Annotated in this window: 21 protein-coding genes and 4 pseudogenes; 17 read left to right on the top strand and 8 right to left on the bottom strand. The window is 34.9% G+C overall.

Annotated elements, in window-relative coordinates:
• Window positions 1–473 precede the first annotated feature (473 nt).
• Window positions 474–1,049, bottom strand: coding sequence for a hypothetical protein (locus ACFTQ7_RS21440; RefSeq protein ID WP_386830936.1), 576 nt, complete (start codon window positions 1,047–1,049; stop codon window positions 474–476).
• Between the two features lie 15 nt (window positions 1,050–1,064).
• Window positions 1,065–1,661 (bottom strand): zinc metalloprotease, encoded by a 597-nt coding sequence (locus tag ACFTQ7_RS21435; RefSeq protein WP_386830934.1) that lies wholly within the window; start codon window positions 1,659–1,661, stop codon window positions 1,065–1,067.
• Between the two features lie 726 nt (window positions 1,662–2,387).
• On the opposite strand from ACFTQ7_RS21435, the pseudogene ACFTQ7_RS21430 reads away from it, so the two are divergent.
• A pseudogene (locus ACFTQ7_RS21430) lies at window positions 2,388–2,639 on the top strand (endonuclease); the annotation flags it as partial.
• Between the two features lie 179 nt (window positions 2,640–2,818).
• Here ACFTQ7_RS21430 and ACFTQ7_RS21425 read toward each other — a convergent pair.
• Together ACFTQ7_RS21425 and ACFTQ7_RS21420 are read right to left on the bottom strand one after the other, a co-directional pair.
• Complete coding sequence (locus ACFTQ7_RS21425; RefSeq protein WP_386830932.1) at window positions 2,819–4,027, bottom strand: MFS transporter; 1,209 nt, start codon at window positions 4,025–4,027, stop codon at window positions 2,819–2,821.
• An 82-nt stretch (window positions 4,028–4,109) separates the two neighbouring features.
• Window positions 4,110–4,196: pseudogene (locus tag ACFTQ7_RS21420) on the bottom strand (DMT family transporter); the annotation flags it as partial.
• Between the two features lie 96 nt (window positions 4,197–4,292).
• Between ACFTQ7_RS21420 and pdxR the strand changes: the two are divergent.
• Window positions 4,293–5,684, top strand: coding sequence for a MocR-like pyridoxine biosynthesis transcription factor PdxR (gene pdxR / locus ACFTQ7_RS21415; protein ID WP_386830976.1), 1,392 nt, complete (start codon window positions 4,293–4,295; stop codon window positions 5,682–5,684).
• Window positions 5,685–5,940: 256 nt separating this feature from the next.
• Here pdxR and ACFTQ7_RS21410 read toward each other — a convergent pair whose 3' ends face one another.
• Entirely contained in the window at window positions 5,941–6,138 is a 198-nt protein-coding gene (locus ACFTQ7_RS21410; protein WP_386830930.1) for a hypothetical protein, read from the bottom strand.
• Window positions 6,139–6,966: 828 nt separating this feature from the next.
• Between ACFTQ7_RS21410 and ACFTQ7_RS21405 the strand changes: the two genes are divergently transcribed.
• The 9 genes from ACFTQ7_RS21405 to ACFTQ7_RS21365 all read left to right on the top strand — a co-directional run bounded on the left by ACFTQ7_RS21405 (window position 6,967) and on the right by ACFTQ7_RS21365 (window position 12,694).
• Window positions 6,967–7,233, top strand: a complete 267-nt coding sequence (locus ACFTQ7_RS21405) for a CPCC family cysteine-rich protein (protein ID WP_386830928.1) — start codon at window positions 6,967–6,969, stop codon at window positions 7,231–7,233.
• Between the two features lie 39 nt (window positions 7,234–7,272).
• Complete coding sequence (locus ACFTQ7_RS21400) at window positions 7,273–7,752, top strand: DUF6584 family protein (RefSeq protein WP_386830926.1); 480 nt, start codon at window positions 7,273–7,275, stop codon at window positions 7,750–7,752.
• Between the two features lie 181 nt (window positions 7,753–7,933).
• Window positions 7,934–8,413, top strand: a complete 480-nt coding sequence (locus tag ACFTQ7_RS21395; protein WP_386830924.1) for an SMI1/KNR4 family protein — start codon at window positions 7,934–7,936, stop codon at window positions 8,411–8,413.
• 118 nt (window positions 8,414–8,531) lie between these two features.
• Window positions 8,532–9,017: a hypothetical protein gene (locus ACFTQ7_RS21390; protein ID WP_386830922.1), complete on the top strand. Its 486-nt coding sequence runs from the start codon at window positions 8,532–8,534 to the stop codon at window positions 9,015–9,017.
• 423 nt (window positions 9,018–9,440) lie between these two features.
• The gene (locus tag ACFTQ7_RS21385) at window positions 9,441–9,890 is read left to right on the top strand and encodes an ASCH domain-containing protein (RefSeq protein ID WP_386830920.1); all 450 of its coding nucleotides are present in this window, start codon (window positions 9,441–9,443) and stop codon (window positions 9,888–9,890) included.
• Between the two features lie 163 nt (window positions 9,891–10,053).
• Entirely contained in the window at window positions 10,054–10,974 is a 921-nt protein-coding gene (locus tag ACFTQ7_RS21380) for an aminoglycoside phosphotransferase family protein (protein WP_386830918.1), read from the top strand.
• A 220-nt stretch (window positions 10,975–11,194) separates the two neighbouring features.
• Window positions 11,195–11,398 (top strand): hypothetical protein, encoded by a 204-nt coding sequence (locus ACFTQ7_RS21375; RefSeq protein WP_386830916.1) that lies wholly within the window; start codon window positions 11,195–11,197, stop codon window positions 11,396–11,398.
• A gap of 338 nt (window positions 11,399–11,736) precedes the next feature.
• Window positions 11,737–11,910, top strand: coding sequence for a hypothetical protein (locus ACFTQ7_RS21370; RefSeq protein WP_386830914.1), 174 nt, complete (start codon window positions 11,737–11,739; stop codon window positions 11,908–11,910).
• 568 nt (window positions 11,911–12,478) lie between these two features.
• Window positions 12,479–12,694 (top strand): hypothetical protein, encoded by a 216-nt coding sequence (locus tag ACFTQ7_RS21365; RefSeq protein ID WP_349658589.1) that lies wholly within the window; start codon window positions 12,479–12,481, stop codon window positions 12,692–12,694.
• 388 nt (window positions 12,695–13,082) lie between these two features.
• Here the strand turns inward: ACFTQ7_RS21365 and ACFTQ7_RS21360 are convergent, their stop codons facing one another.
• The 3 genes and pseudogenes from ACFTQ7_RS21360 to ACFTQ7_RS21350 all read right to left on the bottom strand — a co-directional run bounded on the left by ACFTQ7_RS21360 (window position 13,083) and on the right by ACFTQ7_RS21350 (window position 16,150).
• On the bottom strand, window positions 13,083–14,108 hold the full coding sequence (locus ACFTQ7_RS21360; protein WP_386830912.1) for a DUF4179 domain-containing protein: 1,026 nt from the start codon (window positions 14,106–14,108) through the stop codon (window positions 13,083–13,085).
• Window positions 14,101–14,634, bottom strand: a pseudogene (locus ACFTQ7_RS21355) (sigma-70 family RNA polymerase sigma factor). Before ACFTQ7_RS21355 ends, ACFTQ7_RS21360 begins: the two are co-directional and overlap by 8 nt.
• 652 nt (window positions 14,635–15,286) lie before the next feature.
• Window positions 15,287–16,150, bottom strand: coding sequence for a pentapeptide repeat-containing protein (locus ACFTQ7_RS21350; RefSeq protein ID WP_386830910.1), 864 nt, complete (start codon window positions 16,148–16,150; stop codon window positions 15,287–15,289).
• A gap of 245 nt (window positions 16,151–16,395) precedes the next feature.
• On the opposite strand from ACFTQ7_RS21350, the gene ACFTQ7_RS21345 reads away from it, so the two are divergent.
• The 6 genes and pseudogenes from ACFTQ7_RS21345 (at window position 16,396) to ACFTQ7_RS21320 (ending at window position 22,468) form a co-directional block, all read left to right on the top strand.
• The gene (locus ACFTQ7_RS21345) at window positions 16,396–17,046 is read left to right on the top strand and encodes a TetR/AcrR family transcriptional regulator (RefSeq protein WP_386830908.1); all 651 of its coding nucleotides are present in this window, start codon (window positions 16,396–16,398) and stop codon (window positions 17,044–17,046) included.
• A 125-nt stretch (window positions 17,047–17,171) separates the two neighbouring features.
• Window positions 17,172–19,490: an ABC transporter permease gene (locus tag ACFTQ7_RS21340; RefSeq protein WP_386830906.1), complete on the top strand. Its 2,319-nt coding sequence runs from the start codon at window positions 17,172–17,174 to the stop codon at window positions 19,488–19,490.
• Window positions 19,491–19,493: 3 nt separating this feature from the next.
• Complete coding sequence (locus ACFTQ7_RS21335) at window positions 19,494–20,252, top strand: ABC transporter ATP-binding protein (protein ID WP_386830904.1); 759 nt, start codon at window positions 19,494–19,496, stop codon at window positions 20,250–20,252.
• 198 nt (window positions 20,253–20,450) lie between these two features.
• Window positions 20,451–20,633 (top strand): annotated as a pseudogene (locus tag ACFTQ7_RS21330) (hydantoinase/oxoprolinase family protein); the annotation flags it as partial.
• A 708-nt stretch (window positions 20,634–21,341) separates the two neighbouring features.
• Window positions 21,342–22,115 carry a hypothetical protein gene (locus tag ACFTQ7_RS21325; RefSeq protein WP_386830902.1) on the top strand — a complete coding sequence of 258 codons (774 nt, stop codon included), beginning with the start codon at window positions 21,342–21,344 and terminating at the stop codon, window positions 22,113–22,115.
• Window positions 22,112–22,468 carry a GntR family transcriptional regulator gene (locus tag ACFTQ7_RS21320; RefSeq protein WP_376076230.1) on the top strand — a complete coding sequence of 119 codons (357 nt, stop codon included), beginning with the start codon at window positions 22,112–22,114 and terminating at the stop codon, window positions 22,466–22,468. Before ACFTQ7_RS21325 ends, ACFTQ7_RS21320 begins: the two co-directional genes overlap by 4 nt.
• The last annotated feature ends 7 nt before the right edge of the window (window positions 22,469–22,475 follow it).

Here is a 22,475-nt window from a genome sequence, read left to right as displayed (position 1 = left end):
CACTTCAATGTTTAAGTTGAAGTGGCGTTTTGAGTTTTGTTAAACTCTTTTCAATTCTACTAAAATTCGTAGTGCTCTTTAGGGGTTTGAATACTTATTCTTTTCAAAAGCGCATTTTCAGTAGATCCATCGAATTCTGCATGGAATACTATATTATTTAGATTAAAAATATCAAGAAGAACAAATTAGCCAAGAGTATGGAAAACAGATACGGAACCTTGCTGAAATTAATGTAAATACGATTAGTTCAGCAATTGTCGATAAACTAGATAGATGCATTTTTATCAAAATACATCTGTCTATAACATGCGTATTTTAACCTAATATTGAACTAAACCCCAATTGATAGAGACACCTATTATGACACTCGTCTTTTTCGTTATATATATATGTATAATGATAATAATCTTGACATTTTGTATAAATAGAGAATGATATAGTAATTTAGCCCATCTCGGAGCCAGATTATTAAGTTATTGAATGCTATATTTGTTAATCAGCTCTTCCTTAAAGTTGTGAACTCCACCTTCACTGATAGTTGAGCCTCTAGACATAACATTATTCAAACTGTACTTGCCCTCTTGACCACCCACAATAACATTCATATCCGGATAAGTTTCATCCGGTTTTAACACCAAGATGTAGCGGTCGAATTGTTGCATGGGTTCGTAACCTTCAATAATAAATTGTGTTTGCCCAGGCTTCATTCCGTTGTCAACAATGTATACTGGTTCAGCAACCTTAATAATATCTCCCTCATTTAACTGTTTTACCGAGCTGTTAGAAAAAACTCCATCAATTTTGAAGTTTGTAATCGTAAAGCCTTCTTGCAAGATACCTTCTTCATCCATTAAAACATGGTTCTCGCTATCAAGCGGTTGACCCGTAACAATCAATTCCGAACGATTTTCCAATTCGCCTAAATCTTTGTGCGTCACACTCATTGCCGATAATTCTACGACTTCGGTTTTGCTATCAGCATACATATATCCTAAAGAAGATATTGCCACTATCAATAAAGCTGCAGTCAACGTTTTTTTGAATTTCATAAATATTTTCCTCCTTTAATTCTTATACTTCAATTTAATATTATTCTTATCAGCAGTTTGTGGTGTATTTCTTGTCGAAATAATCGTTTCACTCATTACCGACGCAACTCCGCTGTTATTATGTTTCAGCCCCACTGCATGGCCAAACTCATGTGTAAATGCGTATTGTTTTTCAGCATTGTTTTTCATGCTTTTGAGATTGGTATGGTCCATCCGAACTCTTGATCGATCCCTTTGATCATCGGGGTTAACTTGTTTAAAACCTGTTAGACCATATTTAAAATGATCAACAACACCATAAACATCAAATCCAGGAATAGAATTACCAACATATGTTACAATCCCAAAGTATGTAGGTGAGGATTTTACTTCAGTTATATTTAGGTTACCTGTGATGTTTTTCCAATTGTTTATTCCTGTATTTGAATAACTAGTATATCCAAATGAGGCCACGGAAGAATCCTTCCAATAGTTAATATATACCTTTCCTTTTGCAAAACCATAATCATGATAATATGTTGCTGCAAAAGTTGTAGTAACACCCACCATTGCTGTTAAAACTAGTGCAACTAAAGCTATTTTAATTGACTTAACTGATTTATTAAACTTCATCCTTCATCCTTCATCTCTCCTTATTTTAAAATATTTTCACGGTTCAGAAACAGTTTATAAATATTCAATAATTATTCTTCGTTTGTCAAACTTCATCCCGCATTTTTAGTAAAGCCCAATTAGTGAAGGCTAATAATTAGTGGGGATGAACAAAACCCTCGCTGGTTAAAGTTTCATTTTAATTGCATAGCGAATAGTGTAATGTGAAAGTAATTGTCATTAGTAAACTTTTTATTTTCCTTTTCCTTTACTATTTCCCCGGGTGTTAATAACTTATCATGAGATATAAAAATTTTAAAATCAACTTTTGTTGATAATTGAATAAAAGTTGATAAAAATCAGAAAATTAATTTCTGCTTGGAGTTTGGTATCATAGATAATACCAATAAGAAAGAAAATAAGCCTAGTAAAACTAGACCTCTGCATTTAATTAGAGGTATAAAGTCCTTTTGAGAATCCTATGCGACCGGTCTATTTAAGTTTCAAAATCAAGTTTTGTTACAAATAGAACAAAAATTGATAAAAGTCAGAAAACTGTTCTTAACATTATTTTAACTTTCGTAATCTAATAGAGAGCTGTTGCTAGACAACACCTTGAGTGTTTTCCATAAATAACACCGTAAGTATTGAGGTTTGTGACGATTGAGTTGTATATGTAGAACTTTTTATAAAAAAGATTGATCATTTAAAACAAAGTAGTTCGATTATTTATCTAATCGCGTAAAAGGTGATGTAGCACGTATTCTATTATATATGGCCACTCGTTATGAAGCTGGCGATAAGGTGGATCTTGAATTAAATGACAAAGTTAATAATGGGACAGCTCTTTATCACGGTAAGCTTTCTGTTCTTTTACAATGGCATAAGCAAGATCCTGTAGATGGATATGAAAAACAAAGAAATGAAAAAATTTACGAAATCCAAGGCAATCGAAATCCATTTATAGATCATCCTGAATGGGTGGAGAAGATATGGTAAGTTAAAAAAGAGTACTCAAAACGCCACTTCAATGTTTAAGTTGAAGTGGCGTTTTATTCTTTTCAAACGCACATTTTTAGTAGGTTCATTAAGTTCAGCATGACATATGTTGAAGAATCTATTTTACACGGCAATAGCGTGAAAATGATCATATTTTTTATGCTGTTGAAGTCAAAACCCTAAGCAATCTCTTTCTTTACCTTTTTCACAATAGAATGTGAAGATAGTCTCCCATGTAGTAAATAATAAACAGCAATTCCGATTATGATAAGGAATGAACAATAAAAATATATCGATCCATAATCAAATTTAGCTGCGGCAATACCAAAGATAAATGACCCAATGCCGAACCCAAAATCATAGATAGAAAGAAATGTAGCCGTAGCCAATGCACTCTTTTTAGGAGGTGCTACTTGAATAGCAATAGTTTGAAAGCTTGGAAATACAGTTCCCCATCCAACACCAATAAGGGCCGCAGATGTAAGAAATAACAAGGACGTATTCGATACACTCAGTAAAAACGTACCGACTGCAAAGCATAAAATAGCGGGATAAATGATCATATTTGCCCCAAATAAATCAAACCATTTTCCGGTAAAAGGTCGTGAAATTAAAAGGACCACTGCGTATACAACAAAGAAATAACTAGCAGCTTCCACTAAGCTTTGCTCTTTAGCATATAAGGATACGAAGGAAATAATTCCTGAATAAATCAGTCCAAAGAAAGCTGAAATCAATGATACAGGAATGGCGGAACGTTCCAAATAATCTCCAATTTTCATGCTTGTTTTTCGTTCAATTTCCTGTTCAGGCATAAAAGTTTTCTTAGGTAATTTAACAAATAATCCTGCAACGAGTGCAAAGAAAGCAAAACATGCATTTAAGATAAACATTAGACTTGTCGCTGTTTGATGCATAACAGTCAAACCTAAAAAGGGACCAATAGCCATAGCAAGATTTAGCGTTAGTCCATAGTACCCCATTCCTTCTCCTTTACGGGATTCAGGGATAAGATCAGCTACAATTGCTCCAGTGACCGTTGTGGCCATTCCAAAGCCAATTCCATGAAAAAAACGAAGAAATAGTAAGCCAATCAAAGATTGTGGAATAAAATACAAAGCTGAAGCTGTGAAAAGAACAAGGAGGGAACTTATAAAAACGACATATTTTCCTGCTTTTTCGATCCATTTACCTGCAAATGGGCGTGTTAGGATGGAGGCAATCAAAAAAACTGTAGTAATAAGTCCTGCTTCCGTTTTGGCACCATGCAATTCTTGTAAAGTATATATCGGTAATGTGACCAATAAATAAAAAAATGTTGTAAACACGAGAAAATTAGTAATGGCAATACTGATAAAATCCCTTGTCCATAATCGAGGTTTATCCAATATTTCCACCTCCTCTAAAATATTAAATTCCTTGTAGCGTCAAACCACCCGATGAAACAGAGGAACTTAGGCTAAGACCTCCCAGGATGACAGAAGTTCCTGAAATTTTTATTGCTATCAAGTTAATTCCCCATACAATCAAACAAAATATGTACATAAATATTGTCATCAGTGCCCTTTTTCTAAATTCATTATTCATTTATACTGTCATTTCTAAAAGGTACAGTTTACAATAAACACAAATGACAGATGAGGTATTTCAATGATGAATGAGCTAATTTTTAATATCAATCGAGAAAGTAATATTCCTATGTACCAACAAGTTTATCAATACATACGAACTCAGATTTTATCTGGTAAATTAGAGTGGAATACGAAGTTGCCATCAATTAGGCAACTTGCTCTCCAATTAGAGGTCAGCAGAAACACAACTCAGCTAGCTTATGAACAATTGCAATCGGAAGGGTATATTCGAAGTGAGAACAAAAAGGGGTTTTTTGTAGATGCAAATATATCGGATGAGACGCTTAATTATGAACCCATTAAAGAACAGCATCATGAAAAGAAACAAACTGACATAAAAACGATTGACTTTAAAATCGGGACAGTGGATCAAGAGAACTTCCCATTGAAAACATGGAGAATGCTTACTAACAAAGTAATTAAAGACTCTAGCATGTTTTCATACGGAGATAAACAAGGTGATATTCAACTAAGAAAGGCATTAGTAGATTACTTGTTCCAATCAAGAGGGGTAAATGCTTCTGCTGAACAGATTATTATTGGCAGTAGTACACAACACTTGTTATTACTTTTGACGCTGTTGCTTAAGCAAGACTATCAATATCTGGCAGTAGAAGACCCTGGATATAATGTGGCAAGGGACTTATTTGCGCTTCAGTCATTTATCATTGATCCAATCCCGGTAACAGAACAAGGCATTCAAGTCGATCGCCTTTTACAGTCATCTTCTAGACTTTTATATGTCACTCCTACTCACCACTTTCCATACGGAGTAACTATCCCCGTCAATGAAAGATTAAAGTTAATTCAATGGGCGAAAAGGGTGGAAGGATATATTATTGAGGATGATTACGATAGTGAATTTCGTTACATCCATCAACCTATACCGTCTCTTCAAAGCTTAGATTCTAATGATAGAGTGGTTTATTTAGGAACTTTTTCAAAAGCATTGTTACCTTCTATCCGGGTTAGTTATATGGTTTTGCCAAAGAGACTAGTAAGTGAATATAAAAAGATACTTCCTTTGCTAGAGCAAACATCCTCATCTATTCATCAGAGAACTTTGGCGATCTTTATGAATGAAGGCTATTGGTACTCACACTTAAGGAAGATGAAAGCTTTGTATAAACGTAAAATGAATCTATTGAATAGGGAATTACTAAAACACTTTAAAAATGATGTTGAAATAAAAGGTAGTAGCTCCGGAGTATACGTTATTATTGAAGTTAAAACAAAAATGACTGAAAAAATGCTAATTGAAAGTGCATATGAACACGGGATAGCAGTTCATCCTTGCTCACAAACTTTCTCGAAATATAAACCACAATATCCACATATTTTACTTGGATTGGGTAATTTAAGTGAGGAAGAGATCATAAAAGGCGTCTCACAATTGGCAAAAATATGGTTGTAATCATATGAGGGGTAGCACCACATCGATATCAAGTTAAGATTTTAAGGTGTCACTATCAAATATCGGAGGCTTCATTGTATTCCCTTACTATTAACTGAAAGAGGTAACCATCTCATTATTTTTGAGGTGGTTTCTTTTTTATAGGGTGGCATCACTTAAGAGTTACGGAACTGATATGAGCAGATATAGTAAAGTACAATTTTAAATTACATCCCTATATTGAGTGAATATGTGAAGGTAAAGAAAAAACATTTAGTTATCGATTCGTTCTATTTTTAAAAAAGTTTGAAGTTAACACAAAAGCAATTCCAATAAAAATATATAGTAGTGCTGCGGATTTATTCGGAATAAATGAATTGTAATGAAGAGGGCCGAGTGACGTTCCAAATCCACTTATACACATAAAGAAACCTATCCAATAAATGAATTTTCCGATTGTAGTATGTTTTCTCATATATAGATCCTTCTTGAAATGTGGATTTTTGTATATCAAAGCATAACATAATTAGGAAAATTTTTATAACGTTGGTTTTGAGGATATTAAAAATAAAGTAATTCACTACTTCGTCGAATATCAAGAATTTGTGAAGAAATATACTTTAACTATGCAGTTGAGCGGGGTATGGAAAAAATTACATATATAAATAAAAGCAATACATTGTTAAGATTTGATAGGTCAAGAATTCTTTGGTAAGAAATTAGAACAGGGGCATTTCTCCAATAAGTGAAGACGTTTTTTACTAACTAAGCAGGATAGTTCAAGGTAGATAATTAGTAAGAATTTTGTTGTGAAAGGAAAAGTAATGAGTAAGGTAAAACTATATTTAAAATATCGAAAAAAATCATATTTTTTATATACTGCACTTTATATTGCAGGTTTAATTGTTGCTATCTGTATATTTGGACCTCCGAAGTATTATGTTGTCCCTATTTTATCGTTGATAATAACGTATAGCTTTTTAGAGTTTCGAGAATATAAAAGTTGGAAAAAAGAAAATTATTGAATTTTTAGTATCCTCAAGCAAGGTTGCTTGAAGATCATTGGGAAGCTTAGACAGCTCCATTTCCTTATTGTGCTAACGGCGCGGTTTAGTTAAAGAAGGATAAAATTACATATATAAATAAAGTGAAAAGAAATAATTTGATAATAAAAAGAGGTGTTTGATTTGAACGCTAAAACCTTACTTGAATGGGAACAAAAACACGATGCAAAATCAAACAATTAATGGATCTAGAGAGAGTTTTAAGAAATGGCATGAGGAAGGTAGATGGGAGAAATTATATGAAATATACTTGTCCTTGTTGTGGATATAGAACATTAGACGAAGAGCCACCAGGAACTTACGATATATGTGGAATTTGCTTTTGGGAAGATGATGGAGTTCAATTTGATGACCCTGATTATGAAGGTGGAGCTAATATTGCATCCTTAAGGCAAGCACAAAAAAATTATATTGTATTTGGAGCTTGTGAAGAAAGGTGTATTGAGTTTGTAAGAAAACCAAATGAAAAAGACGAAAAAGATCCTAATTGGAAACGGTTATTATAGAGTAAGTAAGGAATTAGGATAACCGAGGGTGTTTTTTTATTGAAAAAGGAAATTTCAAAGGCTTTAAAACGAATAGAAGAGGATATTAAAAATGATGATCTGGGGAAGGCAAGGGATAGATTACACGGGTTAATATCCACCTTTCCAAATGAATTAAAACTTCGTAAAAAGTTGGGAGATATTTATTTCGAGTTAAAATATCCTGCAATGGCTGGTCGATATTGGTATTTAGAAAAGAATAAGACCCCAATAATGATACATGCGTGGATAGAATTTGAAAACTCTATAGGAAATAATATAGCAAGAGCTTTAAAGTATAAAGGCGATATTGAAATTTTAAAAGGACTGGAATTAGACCCAGCACTTTTATATAAAGTAAAAGAAAAATTAGTAGAAAAACCAGATGTTCCAACAGAACTTAAAGATAAATTAATTATTTTTGGTTGTCTTTCAATAACATTTTTAATAACTATTCTTGTATTTGTTGGAGCTGCTACAGTTCTTAGCTGGATTTTTTAAAATCAACATTAGAATTGCATTAGTGGATAATGGAAAGAAATTTTCTGCTAAAGGGGTGCAATAGTTATAAAGTAAGGCGGCTGTATTTGAGGCCATTTTAGTAAGGAACATGTAAAAGAATTTTCATCATAGCGTTAATTTAAGAAGTGGTAAATATTTATAATTGTATGGAGGAGTCACGTTGGTTAATGAAGTAATTACAAATGCTAAAGAAATGATTCAAAGGTCTGGAACATCCACTAGGATAGCGACAGTTGGTGAAATAAATGACCTAAATGAAAAACTAGATACTAAACTTCCAGAATGGTTGATCGATTTAATGACTACAGTAGAAGTGTGTGATAGTGAATTGGTGGTTCCTTTTGATGCAGAAGATGAAGATCCCCAATTACGAATCGAATTCTTGAATCCAAAGTGTATTATTGAAGAATGTTTAGACGCTGTTCCTGGATGTGCAGTATTTGAAAATGGTTATATTTGTATCGGAGTAGAAATAGCAATTGGTGATGCTTACGCAATAAATATACACGAAGGAAATAATCCTCCTGTCTATTTATTAGATCATGAATATGGTGAAGAGACTGAGCGGATCATTGAAAATAAACGAATGGTTGTAAAAAAAATATCCGACCTTTTCCTAGTTGCTAGAATAAATAAATGATTATCGGTTTACTGAAGTTAAACTTCTTATTGAACTAACGGAGCAGGCTACTTGAATATGCAAAACAACTAAACCGTTTAAAAGCTATTCTTAATTTTGTTCTAAAGGAGGACTATCAATGAGTTCAATTAATGAAAAACTGGTCCTGTTACATAATGAAATAAAAAGAATGGGTGGGATAATAGACTTAGACTGGTGTGGCAAATTGTTTTATCCCTATTATAAACATTTTAATGATGATAATTTCAGATTTAGAGCAGGTTCACATACTGCTTTTTCGGGACTTCTCTTAGAGTGGGAAGACGCAAGTGGATTTCCATTCTATACAGGTGTTGAAGAATACGACTGTCATCATTTTGATAAGTATCTTAAAGAGTTTTTAAAATACTCTTCCGAAATTAAGAAGCGATACCCGAACATTTATTTTGTTATCATTGTATCGCTAAACAATCTGGATAAAAGAGAGGATTGGGAAAACATATTTCCTAACATTACAAGTGACCTATTTAGTACCATTAGAAATGAATTACTGGAGACTGATGTTCCAAAATTGAATGATGAGGTTTATTATCTTGCAATAAAAGAAGCAGGAATGTCTTTTTAAACTAACGGGTAGCTTTACTTAAAGATGGGATTCCACTGAGATCTCATCTTTTTTTCTTCGACTAACGAAACAGTTTAGTTCAAAGAGGAAAAAATTACATTTATAAATTAGGCAATACATAGTTATGATTTGATAGGAAAAGTATTCTATGGAATGAAATTGGAACTGTGACGGTCGTGCTGTTAAATCAGTGTTTATGGCTTTTTTTGTATGTACATTATCTATGCAAATTTTATTCAAGGTATATGAGTATTGTTACAATAAGACTTTTCGATATTTTGCAGAAAACGCTACAAGTTAGTTTAAGAGTGCTGTATGACCTTTCTTCAACATTTAGTCATTTAATGGAATTAGATTTTTAGAGTGCTTAATCTATTTATGGTAAAATGTTACTAAAATAAAAGACGCATATGGAGGAATACTATGAATCAAGCGGCTCAGGAGTACTGGAATGAATATTGGAAGAATCAACCTCAACCTCAGTCAGTTAGTGCATGGCAATTTGGGGCCGATCCTGATTATCTCGCACAATTGGTGGTAGATGGAAGTAAAACTGCAACATGCTCAGGATATATTTTTTATGAACTGGAGAATGAACCACTGCCAACAACAGAGGATTACAGCATTATTTTAAACAATAATGATATACCTGTAGCAATTATTAAAACAGTAGAAGTTACGCTCACTCCTATGAATGAGGTCACTGAAGAGTTTGCTATTGCAGAAGGCGAAGGAGATAGAACCTATACATATTGGTGGGAAGCTCATGAAGAGTTCTTCAGAAACGAGTTAAACGCAATCGGACATGATTTTTCGGAAGATATGCTCCTTGTTTGTGAACGTTTTAAAGTGGTGGATGTGAAGAATGGGTAAAGATTTATTCTTAAACAATCGGGCCTGTTCTTTAATAAGAATCGCTTTTCTTAATGAACTAACGGGGCGCAGAGTTAAAGATCAAACAAGGAATCTGCTTCCGAAGTTTTTATTAGTTAGTATCATTTTCATTGTTACTTGTTGAGAGAAAGGGGAACTGACTTTGTTAATTGAAAGTGTAATAGACCACATATCGAGCCTTAAAGGGTATTCATCTATAAAAAAAATCGAAAAAGGATACTCACCAGATGAAAAATACATAGTTACTGTCGGCCAAAATCAATACTTTATACGATTATCAGACATACAATATCATGAAAAACGAACCGTCGAATTTTCATTGCTTCAAGCATTAGAAAAACAAGGTGTAAAAACGAATAAAGCCATAGAATGTACTTTATTGAATGAGGCTAATCTTTCTGTCATGGTATTAAGCTATATTGAAGGATACCCTGCAGATGAATTCATTTGGAATCTTTCTGATGTGGCGCAATTTAATATAGGTCTTGCTGCTGGGAAAGAATTAAGAAAAATTCATCAGCTACATGCCCATGCCCCACAAACGCTACACTGGGAAGAAGCTCAAAAAAAGAAATTCAGTTTTTATTTAAATGAATATAAAAAAGATAGCTATCAACTGCCAAAAGAGCATAAAATATTAAACTTTATTGAAAACAATTTCTACCTTCTTAAAGAGCGACCTATATCATTACTCCATGATGATTTTCATCTTGGTCATATCATTGTACAAAATAACACGTACAATGGCGTAATTGATTTTAATGGCTATGATTTTGGTGACCCATATCATGATTTTTATAATCTTTCTTTGTTTAGCAGAAGACATAGTATCCCATTTTGTATTGGACAAATAAATGGCTATATTACAGAATCTCCAGACGATACATTTTGGCGAATATATGCCCTCTATGCAGCGATGAATATCGTCTCTACGATTGTGTGGACGAAAAAATATGATGAACAATCTTTCGATGATGCATTGGAAAGAATCCATCTCATTCTAGAAGATCATGACTATTTTAATTTGGATCAACCATTATGGTATAAGTCCCTTACCTTTTGATAATGTTACAGGTTTATAAACGGCCATAGTATATTTTTAAATTGAACTATATTTATAAAATTTAGTTCAGTTTTTATTTATGAGCAAAATCTACTCACCTCTTCTTCAACTAACGGGACAGGTTAGTTGAAGAACAAATGCTATAATTTCGATATCACCGAAAAGAAAAAGTATGTCGATAGTCGATTAGTTAAACATAGGAGAGAGAGGTGTGTATTAAGTGGAGGAATTTATAGATTTTGTTTTAGCACTTTCATTTTTACTTAATCCTGTTTTTGCAATTGTATTCTGCTTGAACTTAACAGGTTTTATCAAAAAGACTGTTAATAATAGTGAGGCATCTACAAAAAGAAATATATTTTGGATGTGTATAGCTGCTACTTTTATTATTATGACAATAACTTGGATGTTTTTAACAATTTAACTTTTGGGTGAGATTATGAATTATTAACCTTTCGAAATTAAACGATTTTATTACTTCTACTCAGATTATGCAATTTTATATGTTAGATATGTGAAGGAATGTACTTAAACTAACGGGGAGCGATTGTTCAATTAGAACAGTCGCTTCTAGTGCTAACGGGGCAGCACTTAGTAAATTATTACATAAAATGAATGCATTGGCTTAACTTATTATACAATTACAATAGATAATGGTTATCGAATGGATTGACTCTCTGCCCATCAAATTGCAATTTATGGGGAGAAACCAGTAAAGACTGAAAAGGAAAATATAATAAATTACTTATATGTACCAGAAATGTGACTGATGTATGGTGGGATGATCAATATATTAATGCTAAACAATTGCATTTGGAGGCTATTGAGCGAGGTATTGAAGAGCCACCAAAAAATCCTATTAAAGATGACTATTCTTATTGGACAATTGAAATGCAGAAACAAGAAGTACATGGTCCTTGGTCACAAATAGAATGATTAGAGTGGGTTTCAATCTTAAAGGATAATCGAATTTTGTATTGTCTTATTCAACTACCGGAGGCTTTAAGTCAATAAGGAGTGGAGCCATTTTCACCTTAAACTAAACCAGCAGAATAGTTGGAAACGATAAAATATGGGGTGGCAAGAGATGAGAATAGCAGATTTTAAAAGTATTTCTGCCATAAATGAGTGAAGAAGATAGCTATTTTCTTTAAGGAATAGTAGGTAATTTGCATAGAATTTGCGGAGAGGCTCAGAAAACAATAATTTAAGCTATTGCCTAAATTACGCATAAGAAGATCGCGTATGATATTACAATCATTAATGGTCGCAACGACCACAGTGCTATAATGTATGACATGTGCGAGTGGAGAGATTATGCAGGTGGAGGAGTGACTTTTACGTAGATGGTGGACACTTTTTATTACAGCGAATTTTTGACTTGTTGTGGATATTATCAAGCAAACATTGACAATTTCGGATAAAATTATAGAAAGACAATGATAGATCGTTTTATTGCAAACTAATTTTCATTTATCTTAATTGGAAAAGAGGTTTTGAATAAATGAATAGCAATATTATTTGGGGGATAGTATTATTAGCGCTAAGTTTGTTTCTTAAGCCAATATTGGCGATTGTGGGGCTGAATGAAAGGTTATTCAGATTGCACTTGCAAGGTGAAACAGTGTTTTCATTGAGTCCATTCTTAGTTCAGATAATTCTGGCGGTAATTGGTATTATCATGCTTATCATCGGCAGTATGCAAGTTACAAAGCAGTAGAAAAAATAGTTGAAAGGATAGAGAGCACAACTATTGATCTTGCTACAATATTGAACATTTATAACCTAGGTATTGAAGACCGCGTTATCTAATTAGATGAAAATCATTAGGACCTTCTTCAACTAATGAGGTTTTTTTCTTGATGATCATTGAGTTGCATATGCAGCTCTTTTTTTATTGAACTTACGGAGACAGGTTAGTGGAAGAAGGAATATGTCTTCAAATAGGGAGAGCATCAGGATAATACTGATTTTCAACGGTATGAATATTTAATATAAAAAGCCGAATTCTATGTCTATGGAATTCGGCTGTTCACGTGGCTTTTAATAAAATTCGATGTTCAATTTAGATACTTCCACAATATGAGTAAACGAAACAAACGAGGTCATTATTTACTTTTATTTATAGGAACGACCAATTCCAATTCTTTTACCTCTTCACTAAAGCCCTCATTGTTTAAATGACTTGGCTTGAGTGTAAATGATTTTGGTATCGTATCCATTGGAGGCAAAGTCAGTACCATATGATGACCATAGTTCCCAACAGCCATGCCTGCTTGTAGTTTCAGTTTATCATATATATGTCCACTATCATCGACTACATAGAAATCAAACCATGGCCAACTATCGTTATCATCCATTTCAGCTGGGTAATCAATCGTTAGGTCTATTCTTGTTGATAGAGGTGAAAATATTACTTTGTCGGCTGTTAACGTGTAAACTTCGTCCACCGTTTTAGTTGTAACTTCTGGATAATATTTAATTACATCACCTTTTATTTTTTTTAGTGGGAAAGACACTTTCAACTTGCCCTCATAGCCAAATAAATCTTCTCCATGGACGGCAATCTCAATTTCATCGCCATATTCATTATAATTAGAAAAGGTAAATTGATGATGTTCAATTATTGTTTTTGAGTTTATGTCATCTTGCCCTGTTGAACCAATCGCTGGTTTAACTGGTTGTCCATTAATTGTTATATAATTAAAGCCGAAAATTTCTTCTTCCATCGAAAGTTCTTTTTCTCCTGTGTAAACGACTGTTACGATTAACCGGCTCCCATCATAAGCTGCTTCTTTTACAGTCATTGTTAAGCCATTTTTACTATCTTGTTTATCAATTACAGTCGTAAGTTGATCGTGTTCGATTTTATCTGAGGCAATGTCTCTAAAGTCCTTATAAATTGGACCAATCAGGGGGATATTTGATAATGCTTCTGCCATGCCTGTTGAAACAAATCCAGAACCAAGCAAAGATATACATAGCCCACATGCAACTAAGATTGACTGTTTAGTTGTTCTTCCTACTTTTCTTTTTTTCTTGGCTTGAAAGATAGCTGTTTTCTCCCTTGCCTTTAGCTTTTCAACAGGTACATTTATGTTGTCGATAGATCGATTGAAATTGTCTTTATTCATACAGATAACCCTCCTTTAAAATGGGTCTTAACTCTTTTTTCGCTCTATTTAAGTGTGATTTAACGGTTCCTTCCGGGTAATTCATGATCGCAGCAATTTCCTTAATGGACAGATCGTGGTAGTACCTCAACAAAATAATGGTTTTTACAGTAGGATTTAAGAATTTAAAGGCTTCTGACAAATCCATTGCATGCATGATAAAATCACTATTTTCAGAAGTGATTAATTCATTAAAGATTTCCTCATTATCTGCAGTAAAATGGCGGGACTCTTATCGAATAAAATCAATCGATTTAAAAACTAGAATTTTTGTAATCCAACTTGAAAAACTTTCAGGCTTCTTTAATGTTTTTATTGAAATATAGGCTGTATAAATTGTTTCTTGATAGACATCTAAAGCATCTTGTTCGTTTCTAACGTATGCATAGGCAGTTCGGTACAGCTTTTGTCGAACAGAATCAATCAGTTGTTCAAATGCTTCATCATCACCCTTTTTTGCTTTTTTCACTAATTTTGCTAAATCCATTTTGGTCCTCCTATCCGTTACACAATAAAGTCGAATGAACTAGTAAATCGGTTGCAAAATAATTAATTAAGCAACATTAACTTGGAAATTCGAAAGAAGATGTTGAGATTACATTTAATACTGGAATTTTTACTGATAAATTGTTTGGGCCATTTTATAAAGAGGATCCACCAAAATTTCCAACAGAAGTTAATTCCGTTCTTAGACTTCGCATTTTTGAGTTGAAAAATGAACCAGATACTTAGTATAAAATTGGTCTTTCAAGTAATTTAGATGCATTTAAAAGCGACTTGCAAAATGTGATTTTTCCATACTTTGAGAAATTCCAAACAATAGAAGATGTAATCCAAGAAATGAAAAGAAAAGAAGAACAGGGCTTGTACGAATGCCCTCACTTCCTAACAATACTATGTAATTCATATGGTTATAATAATGAAGCGCAAAATAGAATAAATAAAGTATATGCTGAATCCGAGCTGGATTCACAAAAAGAATTCATCAAAGAATTCGCTGAATATTTAGGGCTAATAATAAAATGATTTCACTACAAGTGGAGTTACCGATTAAATTACCATACAGCTTTACCCAAACAAAATATGTTTTTTTACATTCTAAAAGGCAGATGAATTACTCTCATCTGCCTTTTTTCAAGTTATACAACCCAATGAGACGGACGTTTCAGGTGGGAGGGTAATTTTGTTTGAAGATTGCCTTGTGCTGAATTAATTTGCATTTGGGTTAAAAACATACTTGTTGAAAGGTCTGCGCCGCGTAAATTAGTATCACGTAAATCTGCGCCAATAAAATCAACCCCTCTTAAATCTGCATTTTGTAGATTGGCAGCAATTAAATAAGATCCTCGAAGATCGGTAGCTCTTAAATCTTTGCCTTTTAAATTTTTCCCCATCCAATCAACCCCTCGATTGTCATACTTTCGAGCGTTTTTTCCAATCTTTACGATAAGACTTTGGCGAATTTGCTCACTTGTTTCTAACAGTAAAACATTCACTGGCAGTCGGAAAGTAGGGATATCTATTGCTAATAATGCACCAGCTTCCAGCTCTGTTGCACGCTGTAGCTGTTCTAATTGTAAATGTAGTTTGTTATATAGGGATGAATCTACCTTATACGATAAAGCCTCCGCTACGTAAGCAATCATTTCATAAAGTTGTTCCATAATCGGAAAGACACGAAACATTTTCCCGGAAACTTCAGGGAATTGTCGCCAGTTTTGTCCATGAAAAGTTGTTTGTGAAACCTTTTGTCCAGCTCCTAAACAATCAAAAACTGTACATCCTTTAAACCCTTGATCTCTAAGTTTATGATGAATTTGGCAGCTAAAATCTGATTGTAGATTAGGGCAAGGTGTTCCGGCTGCTTTATGAATGGCAAAGTCACTAGAAGCAGCAATATTTAAAGCCGTGCAGCATAGACCAAAACAGCTTTGGCAATCAGCCTGTAAGCTTTCACGAATCTTTTGTCCAATTGTAAAATCCATTTTTTTTACTTCAGACATTGTTGTTTTCCTCTCTTAACGCATAAACTTCTTACATTTAATTCTATCATTTATTATGATTAAAAGGATATTTTTGTGTGGAAGTTTTCTACATATAGAGAAGGCAATATTCATCGTTAAACTCTAGATGATCAGGAAAATGAATTGATAGTTTTTTACAAAATGGCAACAGCCTATTGACAATTTATAGAAAAAAGTTATAATTTTTTGTAGACAGACAGTCGGTCTATTGGGGAGGCGTAATAATGAGAAAAGAAGCAATGGAGCGTAGAAACGAAATACTTGATGTAGCTGATAAGCTTTTCGGTCAGAAGGGCTTTGATGGCACAAGTACTAACGATATTCTTGAAAAGGTTGGTATTGCACGGGGAACGCTGTATTATCACTTCAAGTCGAAGGAGGATATTATGGACGCGTTAATTGAGCGGTATCATGCTCAAATTCTAGGTGCAGCAAAAGGAATTGCTGCAAATAAGAGCATCCCCGTTCACGAGCGAATTGTCCGTGTTGTAATGGCATTAAACATAAGTAGCGGAAACGGTAAGGAAATTATTGACCATATACATAAGCCCCAGAACGCGCTTATGCATCAGAAAATACAAAAGGTCATCATGAACGGTCTGCCACCGATACTGACGGAAATAATCCATGAGGGTATTGAGCAAGGATTATTTAGTACACCGTATCCATATGAATGTATGGAAATGATTGTGGCTTATACGAATACTGTTTTTGATGATGATATGCTTGATATGACCGATGAAGAGCGTGCTTCACGTATACCAGCTTTTGTCTTCAACGTAGAAAGACTGCTCGGTGTCGAAAGTGGAAGCCTTATGTACATGATGAAGATGTTTGGCAATGGGGGTGAAGAAAATGGAAACAACGATGGTTGATTCCGAGCGTCTTTTCAAAAAATTTCTTCTGTTTTGGTCAGGGAAGCTAATTTCAGCAATAGGAAGCGGGCTTTGGATTTTGTGTTACTTCATTAATTTTCTTCAACTGAAAACAGAGGTGACTTATGTATTATAGATTAATCCGAAATGACTTTTTAAAAAGCAAACTGATAACGCTGACAACAACGTTATTTGTCGCTGTTGCGGCTATGCTCGTTTCCTTATCGGCGATACTTATGGTAAATCTTTCAGGTGCTATTGATTCACTTATGAATCAGGCGAAGACGCCGCATTTTATGCAAATGCACTCTGGGGATATCGATACTGTCCGACTTACAAACTTCGCGGAGCAAAACAGCAATGTCAATGAATTTCAAGTGCTTGAGTTTCTCAACTTGGATAACAGTCAAATTATTTTAGGTGCTCGTTCACTTGCGAATAATGTTCAAGACAATGGTTTTAGCATACAGAGTGAAAAGTTTGATTATCTTTTTGATATTGATGGAAACATAATTAACGTATCCGATGGAGAGCTGTATGTTCCAATAAACTATATGAAGGACGCCACTACGAGGGTTGGTGATAAAGCTATAATAGGCGAAAAGGAATTTACTGTAGCAGGATTCCTCCGGGATTCACAGATGAATTCTATGCTGTCCTCTTCAAAAAGATTTCTCGTAAGTGCAAATGATTACGCTGCAATTAAAAGCCATGGAAGTGTGGAGTATTTGATTGAGTTTAGATTAAAGGATTTATCGGCGCTCGGTGAATTTGAAACTGCTTATGCTTCCGCGGGACTTGAAGCGAACGGACCAACGATCACATATCCACTTTTCAAAACAATTAACGCATTTTCTGACGGGATTATGATAGCAGTTATTCTTCTTATAAGCGTTCTTGTCGTTGCTATCGCATTTATGTGCATACGCTTTACACTCCTTGCGAAAATCGAAGACGATTACCGTGAAATTGGTGTTATGAAGGCAATAGGGCTACGCATTTCGGACATTAAGAAAATTTATCTTGCGAAGTACGCAGCAATTGCGGCAGTGGGTAGTATTCTCGGTTATGCACTTTCATTGATGTTCAAAAACATGCTGCTAGAAAACATCCGGCTTTATATGGGGGAAAGTGAAAACTCTTCTTTTGCCACGTCTTTAGGGGTCATCGGCATTCTACTTGTATACTTTGCAATTTTAGCCTATGTAAGCGGTGTGCTTAGACGATTTCGGAAAATATCTGCGGCAGAAGCAATACGCTTTGGCATTTCGCAGGAAAAAAGCACAGGTGCACAACGTATTTGCCTGAACAAAAATAAGCTGTTAAATACGAATCTTTTCCTTGGGATCAAAGATGTTCTCGCAAGGAAAAGACTTTATGCCACAATGCTTGCAGTACTTGTCATTTCAGCATTTATCATTATTGTTCCACAAAACCTATACAACACGATTTCCTCAACAAGCTTCATTAAATATATGGGTATTGGAAACTACGATATTCGCCTTGATATTCAACAAACTGATCAAATCTCTAAAAAAACTGCAGAAGTTTTAGAATATATGAACAGCGACAGTTCCATTTCAAAGTACACCATCCTTACAACAAAGACATTCAAAACAAAAATGGAAGACGGTTCGGAAGAAAATATCAAAATCGAACTTGGCGACCATTCGATATTCCCTATCGAATATACCGAGGGCAGAGCACCCGCTGTAGAAAACGAAATTGCACTTTCGGCTATAAACGCTGATGAAATGAAGAAAAAAGTCGGCGATACAATTAGGGTCATCATGAAGGGGAAGGAGAGTAAGCTCAAGGTAAGTGGCATTTATTCTGACATTACGAACGGTGGTAAAACGGCAAAGGCTGTATTTACCGATCATTCGGAAAATATAATGTGGAGCGTTATTTGTGCGAAGCTTTCAGATAAAACCCTTGTCGATGAAAAAATCTCTAACTATACGGACCGATTTACTTTTGCTAAGATTTCCAATATTGATGAGTTTGTCAAACAAACTTTCGGTTCGACTATAAAATCAGTCGGAAAGGCCTCCATTGCCGCAATTGCCATAGCACTTGTAATAACGATTCTAGTTACATTGTTGTTTATGAAAATGCTTGTCGCAAAGGATCGATATTCGATTGCGATAATGAAAGCCCTAGGTTTTACAAAGTTGGATATTACGGTGCAGTTTGGTTCGCGAGCAGTATTTGTATCAATTATCGGAATAATTGTTGGCACCATTCTGGCAAACACTCTTGGAGAGATACTTGCAGGTGCAGTAATTGCCTCATTCGGGGCGTCATCGTTTAGTTTTTCAATCAATCCACTTTCGGCGTACGTGCTTTGTCCGTTATTGATGATTTGCTCGGTACTTATGACAACAATCATTGGCACATCGGGCGCTGGGAAAATAAAAATATCCGAAAATATAAAGGAGTAGCTTATGAAGAATCTTGTAATCGGTGAACATATTGTAAAATCTTTCGGTGAGGGCGACGAAAAACACAATGTTCTCGACGGTGTGTCCGTTGACATAAACGAAGGTGAGTTTGTTGCGATCATGGGACCCTCGGGCTCGGGAAAATCAACGCTCATGTTTGCATTGAGCGGCATGGACAGTGTTGATAGCGGAAGGATTACTTTTGATGGAAGTGATATATCGTCAGTCGGTGAGGCTGAACTTTCTGATTTACGTAGAACTAAAATGGGCTTTGTTTTTCAGCAGCCAACTATGCTTAAAAATCTGAATATTCTCGATAATATTATTCTTCCATCAATTCGCGATAATAGAAAAAACGGTGCAAAGATTTCAGAGAAAGCAAGAGTACTTATGAAGAGGGTAGGCATTGCAGAGCTTGAAATGCGCGACATTACACAAGTTTCGGGAGGGCAGCTTCAACGAGCGGGAATATGTCGAGCACTTTTGAACAGCCCGAAAATCATCTTCGGCGATGAACCTACAGGCGCACTAAATTCAAAATCAGCCCAGGAGATCATGGACATTTTTTCTGAAATTAACGCGGGCGGTACTGCGATTATGCTTGTCACTCACGACGCAAAGGTTGCGGCCCGTACGGAACGCATAATGTTTATGCTCGACGGAAAAATCGTCAGTGAACTAAAGCTTCCGAAGTTTGACGGTACAGATATTGATAGCAGAGTCGAGAAAGTAACAGAAAAAATGAGGGAAATTGGAATATAAATTACCGTATCAACTAACGCTGAATCTGACTATGAAAGATTTCTAGAGTAGTTGCGTACTGAGTTGGCAATAAATGATTGGTCATAGAGAAAAGCAGGGGAATTGGTTCATCACCAACCTCTGTTTTTATTTGTACGAACAAATTATAGTTGTCATTTTTTTTGAAAAAAATGAAACTTTCGGATGTTCTAGAGAGCCCGTGAGATTTCTCTGAATGATGCTCAAGAAAAAGCAGTGAAATAAGCTGTGTTAGTAGGAGCTCTTGCTGAGACGATTGAGTTAGTAGAAGTAGAAGTAGAAGTAGAAGAAGAAACACCCCTTGCCTACCACCCGGAAAATGCAACGAGATTAAAGGTTAAAGTAGTTAGGAAAATGGGTTAGGCCTTCAAAATTTTCTGCTAGATCCATGACAATAAATTAAAGATTACTATAGATTTTGGGCAAAGCGAGTGGTTGATCTCCGTTCCTACTGGGCGCTTTGTTGCTGCCGCTACGCTTTCGCACAGAGCAAAGCTTCCTGGGGGCGTCCGATGAGCCGCTTCGCTGCGCTGCAGGGTCTCATCTGTGACGCTGATCCCCGAGGAGTCGCCCAGTCTCCACTCCAATCAACTACTTTTCAAAGCATATATTTTCTGCATATAACTTCAAATGTAAGTGATGAAAATCAAGTAATAAGTGTTTTTGAGCGAAAGCTGTTCAGCATAGCGACAGTTACACCAACAGTAGATTCGAGTCACTGTTATAAGTTTCTTCTGTTCAATTATTGTGAGTAGCCATAGTGTTCACTTTCAAATACACTAAATTAATAAAAGTTCTACACCATTGTTGATTGGAGTGGAAGACTACTCGACTCCCGTGGGAAAGCAGACAGGCGAGACCCTGCACGGAGCGAAGCGGCTCGACGCTCGCCCATAGGAAAGCGAGTAGCCTGGACGGAAGTCACACCTCATTTTGCCAAGAAACTAATTATATTACAAGATGAAGGAAGAGCCCTTTGTATAAGGGTTCTTCCTTTTTTTTGAATTAATACTTGCAAACTTAAAAGTCATAGTGTAATATCTGACTAGTACACTATAACACGAGGTGTTTATGTTGAAAAAATTCGCAGGGCTTTTAAAAAAGGAATGGGTGCTTTATCGGACATGGCTATTTGTAGGGGTTTTTATAGGGATTATGCTGTCGATGGTAGTTCCATATTTAATAAGGCGGTTAAGTGATGGATTTACAATGGAAAATCAGCTGTCATTTGCTTTCTCAATACTAGTACTTATATTAGGTGGATTTTTTTCGATATTACAATTCCTAGCTAGTATGCGTCATGATTTAAAGAGCAAAGAGATATGGCTGCATTCAACTAGTTCTATCGCACAGCTTGTAGGTGTGAAAATCGTATTTTCTTTAATAGGATACGCTATCTTCAATTTTATCTTTGTGAGTTTAGCTATTTACAAAATCGGAGATGAAATTGTTGGTAACTTCGCCCAAGTACTTTTATTGCTGTTGTTTATTGTAGCAATTATTGTAATTCTTCAATTGATGATGTTTGTAATAATGGTATTATTTTTAGCATTTAATCTCCAAATGAAACATTTAGTTGGTAGATTTTCTATTGTTATTACTATGGTTACCTTCTTTTTCAGTATGGATTTATGGTTTAAATTTACAGAAAGTAAATTATATGATAATATTTTCCATCATGTAGAGATTCCGTTAACGTGGTTGGATCAATATTTCCCGAAAATACACACGACGGAGCTACTTTTAGGCTCATTTTATGTCGTAGAAGAAGTAGCATCGATCATTTGGCTAGCGATCTTATTTATCATAGCGACAAAGTGGCTTGAAAAGGTGGTTTTACGATGACAATCGACTTTTCACGTGATAAGCCTATATATAGCCAGCTTGTAGATCGGATATGTGGAGACATTTTGAAAGGGAAGCTAGTGCTTGGGGATCGACTTCCTTCGGTTCGAGAATATGCAGTGGAAACAGGTGTCAATGTAAATACTGTGCAACGGGTGTATAAGGAGTTAGAAGCGATGAATATAACGGAAACCAAACGAGGTCAAGGTACATTTATTACTACCGATGATGGGCGAATTGCTCTATTACGGGAAGATATGAAAAATCAACTGGCAGATCATTTTTTAACTTCCATTGAAGCACTTGGATTTTCAAAAGAAGAGATGCTCGTTGTTTTACAAAATAAATCGTGAGGTGAAA

It is taken from the genome of Lysinibacillus sp. NPDC056959, assembly GCF_042674095.1.
Lineage (GTDB): Bacteria > Bacillota > Bacilli > Bacillales_A > Planococcaceae > Lysinibacillus > Lysinibacillus zambalensis.
Note: the sequence above shows the minus strand (reverse complement) of the source record. Positions and strands in the feature narration are given on the sequence as shown.

Bases quoted from the DNA above. Each gene is read 5' to 3' on its own strand.
- ACFTQ7_RS21440 (WP_386830936.1), bottom strand. From the start codon at position 1,049: ATGAAATTCAAAAAAACGTTGACTGCAGCTTTATTGATAGTGGCAATA.
- ACFTQ7_RS21410 (WP_386830930.1), bottom strand. From the start codon at position 6,138: ATGAGAAAACATACTACAATCGGAAAATTCATTTATTGGATAGGTTTC.
- ACFTQ7_RS21335 (WP_386830904.1), top strand. From the start codon at position 19,494: ATGAAGAATCTTGTAATCGGTGAACATATTGTAAAATCTTTCGGTGAG.
- ACFTQ7_RS21435 (WP_386830934.1), bottom strand. From the start codon at position 1,661: ATGAAGTTTAATAAATCAGTTAAGTCAATTAAAATAGCTTTAGTTGCA.
- ACFTQ7_RS21345 (WP_386830908.1), top strand. From the start codon at position 16,396: ATGAGAAAAGAAGCAATGGAGCGTAGAAACGAAATACTTGATGTAGCT.
- ACFTQ7_RS21350 (WP_386830910.1), bottom strand. From the start codon at position 16,150: ATGTCTGAAGTAAAAAAAATGGATTTTACAATTGGACAAAAGATTCGT.
- ACFTQ7_RS21390 (WP_386830922.1), top strand. From the start codon at position 8,532: ATGAGTTCAATTAATGAAAAACTGGTCCTGTTACATAATGAAATAAAA.
- pdxR (WP_386830976.1), top strand. From the start codon at position 4,293: ATGAATGAGCTAATTTTTAATATCAATCGAGAAAGTAATATTCCTATG.
- ACFTQ7_RS21340 (WP_386830906.1), top strand. From the start codon at position 17,172: ATGTATTATAGATTAATCCGAAATGACTTTTTAAAAAGCAAACTGATA.
- ACFTQ7_RS21385 (WP_386830920.1), top strand. From the start codon at position 9,441: ATGAATCAAGCGGCTCAGGAGTACTGGAATGAATATTGGAAGAATCAA.
- ACFTQ7_RS21320 (WP_376076230.1), top strand. From the start codon at position 22,112: ATGACAATCGACTTTTCACGTGATAAGCCTATATATAGCCAGCTTGTA.
- ACFTQ7_RS21405 (WP_386830928.1), top strand. From the start codon at position 6,967: ATGAAATATACTTGTCCTTGTTGTGGATATAGAACATTAGACGAAGAG.
- ACFTQ7_RS21360 (WP_386830912.1), bottom strand. From the start codon at position 14,108: ATGAATAAAGACAATTTCAATCGATCTATCGACAACATAAATGTACCT.
- ACFTQ7_RS21325 (WP_386830902.1), top strand. From the start codon at position 21,342: ATGTTGAAAAAATTCGCAGGGCTTTTAAAAAAGGAATGGGTGCTTTAT.
- ACFTQ7_RS21365 (WP_349658589.1), top strand. From the start codon at position 12,479: ATGAATAGCAATATTATTTGGGGGATAGTATTATTAGCGCTAAGTTTG.